11 protein-coding genes are annotated in these 12,101 nt (G+C 54.3%); 6 read left to right on the top strand and 5 right to left on the bottom strand.

Annotation, left to right across the window (positions count from 1 at the left end; genetic code table 11):
* The first annotated feature begins 86 nt into the window (after positions 1–86).
* The 6 genes from P8O11_RS11350 to P8O11_RS11325 all read left to right on the top strand — a co-directional run bounded on the left by P8O11_RS11350 (position 87) and on the right by P8O11_RS11325 (position 7,203).
* Positions 87–1,634 (top strand): NADH-quinone oxidoreductase subunit M, encoded by a 1,548-nt coding sequence (locus P8O11_RS11350; protein ID WP_300294273.1) that lies wholly within the window; start codon positions 87–89, stop codon positions 1,632–1,634.
* An 11-nt stretch (positions 1,635–1,645) separates the two neighbouring features.
* Entirely contained in the window at positions 1,646–3,085 is a 1,440-nt protein-coding gene (gene nuoN / locus P8O11_RS11345; RefSeq protein ID WP_300294271.1) for an NADH-quinone oxidoreductase subunit NuoN, read from the top strand.
* A gap of 2 nt (positions 3,086–3,087) precedes the next feature.
* Positions 3,088–3,831 (top strand): biotin--[acetyl-CoA-carboxylase] ligase, encoded by a 744-nt coding sequence (locus tag P8O11_RS11340; RefSeq protein ID WP_300294269.1) that lies wholly within the window; start codon positions 3,088–3,090, stop codon positions 3,829–3,831.
* Between the two features lie 12 nt (positions 3,832–3,843).
* A complete protein-coding gene (locus P8O11_RS11335) occupies positions 3,844–4,623 on the top strand; it encodes a type III pantothenate kinase (RefSeq protein WP_300294267.1) in 780 nt (259 codons plus the stop codon).
* Positions 4,620–6,287 carry a ribonuclease J gene (locus P8O11_RS11330; RefSeq protein WP_300294265.1) on the top strand — a complete coding sequence of 556 codons (1,668 nt, stop codon included), beginning with the start codon at positions 4,620–4,622 and terminating at the stop codon, positions 6,285–6,287. Before P8O11_RS11335 ends, P8O11_RS11330 begins: the two co-directional genes overlap by 4 nt.
* A 79-nt stretch (positions 6,288–6,366) precedes the next feature.
* On the top strand, positions 6,367–7,203 hold the full coding sequence (locus P8O11_RS11325) for a phytanoyl-CoA dioxygenase family protein (protein ID WP_300294263.1): 837 nt from the start codon (positions 6,367–6,369) through the stop codon (positions 7,201–7,203).
* Here the strand turns inward: P8O11_RS11325 and P8O11_RS11320 are convergent.
* The 5 genes from P8O11_RS11320 to P8O11_RS11300 form a co-directional block, all read right to left on the bottom strand.
* The gene (locus P8O11_RS11320) at positions 7,200–8,690 is read right to left on the bottom strand and encodes a DEAD/DEAH box helicase (protein ID WP_300294261.1); all 1,491 of its coding nucleotides are present in this window, start codon (positions 8,688–8,690) and stop codon (positions 7,200–7,202) included. The genes P8O11_RS11325 and P8O11_RS11320 overlap by 4 nt on opposite strands.
* Before the next feature lie 207 nt (positions 8,691–8,897).
* Positions 8,898–9,830 carry a glycosyltransferase family 2 protein gene (locus tag P8O11_RS11315; protein WP_300294259.1) on the bottom strand — a complete coding sequence of 311 codons (933 nt, stop codon included), beginning with the start codon at positions 9,828–9,830 and terminating at the stop codon, positions 8,898–8,900.
* Positions 9,827–10,387 carry a hypothetical protein gene (locus P8O11_RS11310; protein ID WP_300294257.1) on the bottom strand — a complete coding sequence of 187 codons (561 nt, stop codon included), beginning with the start codon at positions 10,385–10,387 and terminating at the stop codon, positions 9,827–9,829. The genes P8O11_RS11315 and P8O11_RS11310 overlap by 4 nt, the downstream gene beginning before the upstream one ends.
* Positions 10,388–10,438: 51 nt before the next feature.
* Positions 10,439–10,585, bottom strand: coding sequence for a hypothetical protein (locus P8O11_RS11305; protein WP_300294256.1), 147 nt, complete (start codon positions 10,583–10,585; stop codon positions 10,439–10,441).
* A 27-nt stretch (positions 10,586–10,612) separates the two neighbouring features.
* Positions 10,613–12,101: peptide chain release factor 3 (locus tag P8O11_RS11300; RefSeq protein ID WP_300294255.1), on the bottom strand; the 1,489-nt coding region annotated here is incomplete at its 5' end.

Here is a 12,101-nt window from a genome sequence, read left to right as displayed (position 1 = left end):
GGTTATATTTTCACCTATGCATTCGCCATGGTTCTCGGGGTCGTCGTCCTCGTCATGTGGATGGCCTTTACAGGGGGCACACGGTAATGGACAATCTTCTTTCCATTGTCACTTTTATTCCAGCGCTTGCGGCGCTCATTCTGGCGCTCTTTCTGCGCGGCTATGATGAGGCGGCAGCACGCAACGCTAAGTGGGTGGCGTTGATTGCAACGTCGATCACATTCTTGGTCTCGCTCTTTATCCTGTCAGGCTTTGACTCTTCAGACACGGGCTTTCAAATGGTGGAAGAGCGCGAATGGCTGATGGGGCTAAAATACAAGCTGGGCGTTGACGGTATTAGCGTCCTGTTTGTTATGCTCACGACCTTCATGATGCCGCTGACGATTGCAGCAAGCTGGAACGTTAGCACGCGCGTGAAGGAATATATGATTGCCTTCCTCGTTCTTGAGACGCTGATGCTCGGCGTCTTTATGGCGCTTGATCTTGTGCTCTTCTATGTCTTCTTTGAAGCGGGCCTTATCCCCATGTTCCTGATCATCGGGATATGGGGTGGCAAAGAGCGTATTTATGCGAGCTTCAAATTCTTCCTCTATACCTTCCTCGGCTCAGTTCTGATGCTTGTGGCTATGGTTGCGATGTTTGCAGTTGCTGGAACGACTGATATCCCAACGCTTATGACGCATACATTTGGATCTGAGGGTTTCTCTATCCTTGGGGTGCAGGTTGTTGGTGGCTTGCAGACGCTCATGTTCCTTGCGTTCTTTGCGAGCTTTGCTGTCAAAATGCCGATGTGGCCTGTGCATACGTGGCTGCCTGATGCGCACGTTCAAGCGCCGACCGCGGGCTCTGTTGTTCTGGCAGCGATCCTTCTGAAAATGGGCGGTTATGGTTTCTTGCGCTTTAGTCTGCCGATGTTCCCTGTGGGATCAGATGTCATGGCGCCGCTTGTGCTTTGGATGAGCGCAATTGCGATTGTTTATACGTCGCTTGTCGCGCTTGTTCAGGACGATATGAAAAAGCTCATTGCTTACTCCTCGGTCGCACACATGGGCTTTGTAACCATGGGTATCTTTGCTGTGAACCAGCAGGGTGTTGATGGTGCGATCTTCCAGATGATCAGCCACGGCTTTATCTCGGGCGCGCTCTTCCTTTGTGTGGGTGTCATTTATGACCGTATGCACACCCGTGAGATCGACGCCTACGGCGGCCTTGTAAACCGCATGCCAGCCTATGCACTGATCTTCATGTTCTTCACCATGGCGAACGTGGGCTTGCCTGGTACTTCTGGGTTTGTCGGCGAATTCCTCACGCTGATGGGTATTTTCCAAGTCAACACGTGGGTTGCGGCAGTCGCGGCTCTGGGGGTGATCTTGTCGGCGGGGTATGCGCTTTGGCTTTACCGCCGCGTCGTATTTGGCGATCTGATCAAGGAAAGCCTCAAAACCATCAGCGATATGACCACGCGGGAGAAAGCTATCTTTGCGCCGCTCGTCGTGATGACGCTGTTGCTTGGTGTTTATCCGAGCCTTGTCACCGATATCATCGGGCCTTCAGTCGAAGCGCTCGTTTCAAACTATCACATTGCCTTGCATGATGCAGGCACGGCCGCCGCTGCGCTGGCCCAATCGCACTAACGGAGAGACTTATGCAGGCTGATCTGAATACAATCCTGCCGGAAATCGTGATTTCCGTCTACGCGATGCTGGCGCTTTTAGGGGCTATCTACACGAGTAAAGACAAGCTCGCGGGGCTCGTAACCTACGCCACAGCGGGGCTATTGCTCTTGGTTGCAGCGTGGATCGGGCTGAACGGAGGCGGAGCCAACACCGCCTTTGGCGGTATGTTTGTCGACGATGCCTTTGCACGCTTTGCCAAGGTGACGATTTTGCTATCTGCCGCCGCCGTGCTGGTGATGGGCATGGGCTATCTTGAGCGTCATAAGATGATGAAATTCGAGTATCCTATCCTTGTGGCACTTAGTGTCGTCGGGATGATGTTTATGGTCTCGGCTGGTGATCTTATGGCGCTTTACATGGGGCTTGAGCTGCAATCTCTGGCACTTTACGTGATCGCCGCGATGCGCCGTGACAGTCTGCGTTCCACAGAAGCAGGGCTCAAGTATTTCGTATTGGGTGCTCTGTCTTCAGGTTTGCTGCTCTACGGCTCTTCGCTGGTGTATGGCTATGCCGGCACGACACTCTTCTCAGGCATTGTGGCCGCGGCGGGAGATGGGCTTGCGCCTGTGGGCCTTCTATTTGGTCTCGTCTTTGTGATGGCGGGTCTCGCGTTCAAAGTGAGCGCTGTTCCATTCCATATGTGGACGCCTGATGTATATGAAGGCTCTCCCACACCTGTAACGACCTTCTTTGCCACTGCGCCCAAAGTTGCTGCGATGGCACTGTTTGCGCGGGTGCTGCACGATGCTTTCGGTGGTGTTTCGGCTGACTGGACGCAAGTTTTGATCTTGATTTCGGGTTTGTCCATGTTTGTCGGCGCGATTGCGGCGATCGGCCAGACCAACATCAAACGCCTTATGGCTTATTCTTCGATTGCCCACATGGGATACGCGATGATTGGGCTCGCGGCTGGAACGGCCTTCGGGATTGAGGCGATGCTGACTTATATGGCGATCTATGTGACGATGAATATCGGCACGTTTGCCTTTATTTTGAGCATGGAGCGCGATGGTATTCCTGTGACAGATATTGATGCTCTTCGGATGTATTCGAAAGCGGAGCCTGGCAAGGCCATGGCGCTTTTGGTTCTATTGTTCAGTCTTGCGGGCGTTCCGCCAATGTTGGGCTTCTTTGCCAAGCTTGGCGTCTGGCAAGCTGGTATTGACGCAGGGCTGTTCTGGCTTGTTGTTGCAAGCGCGGTAGCGTCAGCGATTGGTGCCTATTACTATCTGCGCATCGTTTACTTCATGTATTTTGGAGAAGAGACGCAGGCCGCAATGGACGAGAACAGCTCTCCTGTGTTGTGGGTGATGCTCATGGGTGCGGCTCTGGTTATGGTTGTCGGTGTTGTAAGCCTCTTCGGGATAGATAGTGCAGCGGCCACAGCGGCAGCAGCGCTTGTCAACTGATTGTGGCGCCGCCTTCGGACTGGCCTTCGGGATATGATCTTCGCAGCTTGAGCGAAGTGGATAGCACGATGTCAGAAGCGACACGCGTTCTGAAAGAGCTTCCCGGGCCATGCTGGATATTTGCGGCGCACCAGACTGGTGCGCGGGGCAGGCGGGGTAGGGCTTGGGCTATGCCTGCTGGCAACTTTAGTGCCAGCCTCGTTTTGCCAAATGCGGGAAGCCCTGCCGAGATGGGCTTGCGGTCTTTTGTTGCGTCTCTTGCCTTGTTCGATGCTGTACGCGCTGTGGCTGACCTAAATGCTAACTTGAGCCTTAAGTGGCCCAATGATGTTCTGCTCAATGGTGGCAAGCTTGCAGGAATTTTACTTGAAAGCGCCGGTAATACGCTGGTGATCGGCGTTGGCGTGAATCTGGCGAAAGCACCAGATGTGAACGAAGTGGAAGAGGGTGCGCTGCGGCCTGTGGCTCTTAAGTCCGAAGCGGGAGCCGATGTGTCTGCAGAGGTATTCATGACGCATCTGGCAGCCGCTTACGCACCATGGGAAGAGCGCTTTCGCACCTATGGTTTTGGCGTCGTGCGTGAGGCATGGCTGGCCAAGGCGGCCAAACTTGGCGATCAGATACGCGCCCGCACAATGCGCGAAGAGATGCATGGTACGTTTGAGACGGTGGACGAGCAGGGACATTTGGTATTAACCAGTGCCAAAGGGCGTATGAGCATTCCTGCTGCTGATGTGTTTTTCTAAGGGGGGAAGCCCATGTTACTCGCGATAGATTGCGGCAATACAAATACAGTTTTCTCGATTTGGGATGGCGAAAAGTGGCTGTGCACGCTGCGTACTTCAACGCATCACTCGCGCACTGCGGATGCCTATTTTACGTGGTTCACGACCCTCATCAGCCACTATAATATCAAGCCTGACATCACCGATGTTGTGATCAGTTCAACTGTGCCGCGTGTCGTCTGGAACCTGCGGGTTTTCGCCGACCGCTTCTTTGACTGTCGTCCACTTGTTGTAGGCAAGCCAGAGTGTCTTTTGCCTGTGACACCAAGGGTCGACCCAGGTACTGGGGTTGGTCCTGACAGGCTCGCAAATGCAGCGGGTTGTTTTGACAGACATGGCGGCAATGCTATGGTTATCGACTTTGGCACAGCGACCAATATTGATGTGGTGGCCGAGGATGGTGCCTATGTGGGTGGTGTGATCGCGCCAGGGGTCAACCTGAGCCTTGAAGCGCTTCACCAAGGCGCGGCGGCCTTGCCACATGTAGACATAACGCAGCCCGAGCGCGTCATCGGGACGAATACAGTTGCTTGTATCCAGTCTGGAATATTCTGGGGCTACGTCGGCCTCATAAAGGAACTGACAAGCCGCGTGCGCGAAGAGTTCGGCGGACCCATGAAAGTGATTGGCACGGGCGGGCTTGCGCCGCTGTTTGCTCAAGGCGAAGAACTATTTGATACAATTGAAGATGACCTCACGATGCACGGATTACGCGTGATACACAGCTATAACAAAGAGCAGGGAACTATATGAGCACGGAACGACTAATCTACCTTCCCCTTGGCGGGGCAGGCGAGATCGGAATGAACTGTTACGTCTACGGCTATGGGCCGAAAGACAAGGAGCGGCTTATTCTTGTCGATCTGGGCGTGACATTCCCGGATATGGATACGAGCCCCGGGGTCGACCTCATCTTCCCTGACCTGACTTGGGTCACGGACCGCAAAGACCAGCTCGAGGCGATATTTATCACTCACGCGCATGAAGATCACGTTGGCGCTGTTGGGCATTTCTTTGGTCAATTGGGTGTGCCTGTCTATGCAAGGGCCTTTACGGCCAATATTGCGCGGCGCAAGCTTTCTGAGCATGGCTTTGGGGATGAGACCGTGACCACGGTTTCTGCTTATCCCGAATGCGTCGAGACAGGGCCTTTCAAAGTAAGCTTTGTTCCTGTGTCACACTCGATCCCTGAAAGCTCTTCCTTGCTGATTGAAACAGCAGGAGGGCGCGTCTTCCACACAGGTGATTTCAAGATTGATCATAACCCTATCGTTGGCGAAGCTTTTGATGAGGCGCTTTGGCAGGACATTGCCAAAGACGGGATCAAAGCTCTGGTTTGCGATTCAACCAATGTGTTCACCAAAAATGCTGGTCGTTCCGAAAGTGAGCTTGGTGGTAATCTTGAGGCGCTGATCAAAGGCGCTGAACGGATGGTTGTCGCTACAACATTTGCCTCAAATGTCGCCCGTGTAAAGACGCTGGCCGAGGCTGGCGAACGTGCTGGACGCTCTATCTGCCTTATGGGGCGTGCAATGCGCCGCATGGTGGAGGCGTCGATAGAAACAGGCGTTCTGGGGAGTTTTCCGCCAGTTGTGTCAATCGACGATGCGCGTGACGTGCCGCGTGAGAATCTGATGCTTTTGGTCACAGGCTCACAAGGCGAGCGCCGCGCGGCCTCAGCTCAGCTTGCGCGTGGCAAATTCAACGGCATTGAGATGAAAGAAGGGGATATGTTCCTCTTTTCTTCAAAGACTATTCCGGGCAACGAGCGTGGCGTGATCTCGATCATGAACCAGTTTTCCGAAATGGGTGTTGATGTCGTCGATGATAACGACGGCCTTTATCATGTCTCTGGTCATGCCAATCGCCCTGACATTGCCAAGGCACATGAGTTGATGGACCCTCAGATGGTTATTCCGATGCATGGCGAGCACCGCCATTTGCGGGAGCATGCCAAGCTTGCCGAAGAAGCCGGGCGCGCGAGTGCTGTGGCCGTGAATGGTATGATGGTGGAACTTTCAGGGAATAAGCCCAAGGTGGTCGAGTATATAGAGACAGGCCGCCGTTATCTTGATGGCTCAACCCAGATCGGCGCGCTTGACGGGATTGTGCGAGACCGTATCCGCATGGCGCTCAATGGGCATGTCATTGTCACGGTTATTTTGGACGAAGACGGCGAGCCTCTTGGCGAGCCTTGGTGTGAGCTGATGGGCTTGCCCGAAACAGGACGCAGCAAAGCGCCTCTGGTGGAAGTGCTGGAAGAAGACCTCGGGCAATTCCTTAGCCGCGCAAAAGAAGCGACGCTGAAAGACGACGGTAAGATCGAACAGGAGCTTCGCAAGATCGCGCGTCGCACCACGCTTGATGAGATTGGCAAAAAAGCCGAGGTGAGTGTCATTATCAGCCGTTTGGCTTGATAGCGACGCTTTTTGGTCGAAAAGCTGGCAGAAGCTATCGAATAGGGCCGCTCTCCTGAGAAAATAAGGAGGGCGGCTCATGTCTGCACATGACTTTATCAATCTGAAAACTTACCCCATCGGTGCTGACGGCCCCGAAAGGGTGGCGTTTCTTGAGACCGTGCGCGCAGATTTGGAGCGTGATGGCTGCGCTGTTCTAAAGGGGTTTTTGACAGCTGACGGCGTTGCGGCGCTGACAGCGGAGGCAGAAAGCGTATCAGAACAAGGCCACCGTTCATTTAACCGTACCAATGCATACTTCACAAAGGATGATCCCGACTTGCCAGCGGATCACCCCAAGCGACAGTTTTTTGATCGCTCCAACGCATTCATTCCTGCTGACAACTTTTCACCTGACGGGGCCTTGCGTCAGATCCATGACTTTGAAGGTTTTGACGCCTTTATTCAGGCGTGTTTGCAGGAAGAGAATTTTTATCGCTATGCTGATCCGTTGGCGGATGTGATCGTGAATATGGCAGAGGAAGGCGAGGGCTTTCCTTGGCATTTTGATACAAATAATTTCACGGTGACACTTGTCATTCAGAATGCCGAAAGCGGGGGCGCGTTTGAATATGCGCCTGCGATCCGTGCTAAGAACGAAAACTTTGACGAAGTCGGCCGCGTTCTGCGTGGGCAATCTGACAGAGTGAAAGTGCTAGAGCTGGAACCCGGAGATTTGCAGCTCTTTCGCGGGCGCTACTCGTTACATCGCGTCGCACCGCTTAAGGGGCAGCGGCGGCGCTATGTAGCGATTTTTTCGTATGTTGAAGAGCCAAATATGGTTGGGGCGCCAGAGCGTACAGAGCAGCTTTATGGGCGCACCCTGCCCATTCATCACGAACGGGCAGGGCAACGGATTGATGCATTGATGGATTAGTTTTCCATACGTTCTTCAAAGCTTTTTGCAATGAAGGTCGGCATATCAGTGCCAAGGCCAACGGGCTGACCGCCGCGCTGGTTGTTGTTACGGCCGTTGTCATTGGAGCGTGGCGTATTTTTTCGCTCGTTTTGCTGTGAACGGCTTTGAGCCTGCTCATTTTGTGTGTCGCTAGGCTGGGATGCAGCGGGCGTTTCTTGCTTTGGCGCATCTTCTTTTTGGACTTCGATGATCTCAGCTTTGGGCGCTGCAGGCTTGGGTTTGCGCGAGCGGGAGGGGCGCTCGGGCTTCTCTTCTGTCTCGGGCTTGCTTGTGGCTGCGACGGTTTCAGGCTTAGATACAAGCTCCTCACCGCTCCGCGGGATCTGGTGTTTCACCAAGGCTTCGATGTCTGTAAGGTTACGCTCGTCGCGCGTGCTGCAGATCATGATCGCGGTGCCTTTTTTGCCTGCGCGACCCGTTCGACCGATACGGTGAACGTAGTCTTCGGCATGGCTTGGTACATCGTAGTTAAAGACATGGCTTACGTTCGGAATATCTAGGCCACGCGCGGCCACATCGGAAGCCACAAGGAAACGCAATGTGCCATCGCGGAACCCGTCGAGCGTGCGCATGCGGTGCGACTGTTCAAGGTCACCATGGATGGCAGCAGCATCGAGGCCATATTTCTTCATGGATTTGGCGACCGTATCGACATCAACTTTACGGTTACAGAAGATAATTGCGTTTCTACAGTTCTCGCCTTCGCCTTCAATCAGGTCGCGCAGAAGCTTGCGTTTCTCTGTGCCTTCACGGTCCTTGCGTGAGCCTTTGAACATGACCACAGACTGGGTAATGTTCTCTGATGTTGTCGCTTGGCGCGCGACTTCGATGCGGGCTGGGTTTGAGAGGAACGTGTTTGTAATGCGCTCGATCTCTGGTGCCATGGTCGCCGAGAAGAAAAGCGTCTGGCGGGTGAACGGCGTAAGACTGAAGATGCGCTCAATATCGGGGATAAAGCCCATGTCGAGCATGCGGTCGGCTTCGTCAACCACCATGATTTGTACACCTGTCAGCAAGAGCTTGCCGCGTTCAAAATGGTCAAGCAGGCGTCCAGGTGTGGCAATGAGGACGTCTGCGCCCCGGTTGATCACAGCCTCTTGCTCTTTGAAGCTAACACCTCCGATTAGCAGGGCTTTATTGAGCTTCACATATTTGGCGTAGGCGTCAAAGTTTTCAGCAACCTGCGCCGCCAGCTCACGTGTGGGGCAGAGCACAAGGCTGCGAGGCATACGAGCGCGAGCGCGCCCACGGGCAAGCATCGAGATCATCGGCAGAGTGAATGAGGCGGTCTTGCCTGTGCCTGTCTGGGCGATGCCCAAAACGTCACGGCCTTCGAGTGCGGGAGGAATCGCACCAGCCTGAATGGGAGTGGGTGTTTCGTAGCCTGTGTCGGCAACAGCTTTGAGAACCTTTGGATCAAGATTCAGATCAGAAAATTTTGTCATGTGTATCCGTTGTTTACGGACACATCAGGGCCCGTAGCATCTTGGCAGGAGTTAGGCCCGTTTGGCCCAGCCTAGCGCTTTATCAACTCCTGACAGGGTCTTTAGCCAAAAGGGGCGGTAAGGTCAATGTGTCCGCACCATTGGCGCCGCTTTACGCAGTTATACAGCTGAAGTGATATCCGTGTGCTATAATTATTTTGAAGGCTTCTATGGGCGCAGCGCAAAGTGCTTTTGTCGTTTGACCTCTAGCTCCAGATCGTAGCTGCGCAAAAGGCCATGTTCATCCAAACGTTTCAAAAGCTCGGGTGTCGCAGTGCAGACTTCCTCATAAAATGCTTTGAGGCCATCCTCGCCATCCGTGTCTTCTATCGTTTTTAACAATTCATGAAGTGTAAGCCCGCCAAGCTCTGGTGCGCGGTTGGGCTTGAGCTCGGCGCGATAGACGCCGTGGGAGAGCCGATAGCGGTAGTTTTGCATCCAATGGCCATAGCTTGCGGCGTGGATGTGGCAGAGTTCTGTGCCGAGAAGTTCTTCTTGCTCAGGGTTTTGGGCACCATTGAGAAATACGTTGTGGATGCGAAAGTCTGCCTCTTCGGAGCCAGTGCGCGCGAAGAGCTTACCGGCGACGTGGCTGAGAAATCCACTGTTTAGGTGATGGCCATATGTCGGATAAATTGCGTCTGTTTCGCGCTGACGCTGCTTGCGCTCGTTGGCCATTGCCTTGAAGTAGTTCCCCGTCTGAGAGGCGAGGGCTTCGATCGGGCGTACGCGTGCGGCCATGCAGCCTTTGGGCAGAGCGGCGAGCTGTTCCGCAAGGGGCCGCTTAAGGGGCCAAAGGAACTCATCGACATCGATATGTGCAAGCCACTCGAGCCCGTTTGCTTTGCGTTTGTAGGCGTGGCGTGCGTTTGCGCCTTGTCGCGCGTGATGTTTTGCAGGGCGGTTCTTGCCGCGCCAGTGCTCTCCATGAGTGCGTAGGACACGCAGTTTGGGGTGTTGTCTTAGCGCTTGAAAGGCGGACTCGTTGTCATCATCAAGATACAGGATGAGTCTGTCAGCCCCTAGCTCCAGATGGTGCGCAGCGAAGCGCTCGATCTCCTCCAGAGGGGCTTTGATCGTACTGACAATGCCCCACTTCATCGCGATTTTTCCTCAGGGTTGCGGGATTTCGCGCGGCGTTGCTTCACTATAGCGAGGCGGCGGAAGATTGTCCCATCTTCGGCGTTGAGCGCATCAAGCAGGCTGAGTGCTAGTGGCTTGAGCACTGGGGCTTGCTCGGCTTGGAGATAAAGCGGAGCCAGCAGGGCCAGATCCAGGCCGCCATTGTTGAGCGAGTATTGATCCATCGCGAGAGGCATAGGGGCGGGGCTGCGCTTTCCGAAACGATGCGGCTCTTCAGGCGCAAGACCTGTGAAAAGGCGCTCAAATTCGTAGAGCTTTATGAGGCCAAAGAGCATTTTGAGAGATGTGCCCAGTGCCTGCTCGGAACCGACTGTGCCGTGATCGGCGAATGTCATTGCAGAGGAGACTTGCCAGCGCAGGTCAAGTTGTGTGAGCAGGTGGGGGCTTTCCTCGGCCCAGAGGCGGCGAAAGAGAGGGGCAGCACCTGCAGGGGGCTCGGCGCGACGGAGCAGTGCGATGAGGCGGGCATTGAGAAAGGCGAGCTCAGAGAGGCCGCTAAACTCATATGCTATCATGCTGGATTTTAGAGCAAATGTGCCACGTTCGCCTTGAGGCTCTGCTGCACTTTAGGGCAGCAGGCTGGCCCTCAAGGGGGCGAAGTCTTGTGTGAGATCAAACGAATCGTCTTCCATATGAAACGGCGTGCGGCGTTTCATCCAGCGTACGATAATTTCTTCTGCGCCGCCTGCGTATGTAAGGGTTTGCGAACTCATAAAAAAATAGTGCCACGGGGTGGCGCTCTAGACCATCATTTCCTTTGTCGCGGTGAGTTTGATCTCTTTGTGATCGCGCTCGACGCGGTCAATGTCCCATTGAAGACGTGTGAGATACACGATGTCTCCATCGTGGTCATGAGCGATATGTTGTTTGTTTAAATTCACAAACTTTTCAACATCTTGGCGATCACCGTTCACCCAGCGGGCAGACTTGAACTGTGAGCCCTCGAAGCGCACGGGCAGGCCGTATTCAAGCTCGATGCGGCTTGCGAGCACTTCAAACTGCAGCGCGCCGACGACACCGACGATGAAGCCCGAACCAATGCTTGGCTTAAAAACTTTCGCGGCTCCCTCTTCGGCAAATTGCATCAAAGCTTTTTCGAGGTGCTTAGACTTCATCGGATCCATCGCACGCACACCTTGCAAAAGCTCGGGTGCAAAGGAGGGAATATTGGTAACGCGCAAAAGTTCACCTTCGGTTAACGTATCGCCGATACGCAACTGGCCGTGGTTGGGAATGCCGATGATGTCACCGGCCCATGCTTCCTCGGCAAGTTCGCGGTCGGAGGCAAGGAAGAGTACAGGGTTAGTGATTGCCATCGGTTTTTTGCTGCGCACATGGGTCAGCTTCATGCCGCGTTTGAAGTGGCCCGAGGCCATGCGCACAAAGGCAACACGGTCACGATGTTTGGGATCCATGTTGGCTTGGACCTTGAAAACAAAGCCAGAAACCTTGGTTTCTTCGGGGGCGATGTTGCGAGGCTCGGCTTTTTGGACCTGCGGCTCGGGGCCGTATTGGCCGATGCCGTTCATGAGCTCTTGGACGCCGAAGCTGTTGATGGCGGAGCCAAACCAGATCGGGGTCATATGGCCTTCAAGGACAGACTGGGGAACGAGCTCAGGGAGCAGTTCACGGGCCATTTCGACCTCTTCCAGAAGCTTCTCGAGCAGGTGCTTGGGCAAGTGCTCCGCCAGTTTTGGGTCATCTAAGCCTTTGATCTTGATGGATTCGGCAACTTTGTTTCTGTCTGCGCGGTCCATCAGCTCAAGGCGGTCATTCAAGAGATCATAGCAGCCCATAAATTCGGAACCGACCCCGATGGGCCAGCTTGCGGGCGTGACGTCTATCGCCAACATCTCTTGAATTTCGTCAATAATTTCAAAGGTGTCGCGGCTTTCGCGGTCCATCTTGTTACAGAAGGTCAGGATCGGAAGGTCGCGCAGGCGGCAGACTTCAAAGAGCTTTTGGGTCTGGCTTTCAACGCCCTTGGCGCCGTCGATAACCATCACTGCAGCGTCTACCGCAGTGAGCGTGCGATAGGTATCTTCGGAAAAGTCCGAGTGGCCGGGGGTGTCAACAAGATTGAATCGCAAGCCACTGAAATCAAATGACATTGCTGAGGCCGAGACAGAGATACCACGGTCCTTTTCCATCTGCATAAAGTCCGAGCGAGTGCGGCGGGCTTCGCCCTTGGCGCGCACTTGCCCGGCCATCTGGATGGCGCCACCATAG

The organism is Lentibacter sp. (assembly GCF_029254145.1).
GTDB lineage: Bacteria > Pseudomonadota > Alphaproteobacteria > Rhodobacterales > Rhodobacteraceae > Lentibacter.
The sequence above is the reverse complement of the archived record's forward strand: the minus strand, read 5'-3'. Positions and strand labels throughout refer to the sequence as shown.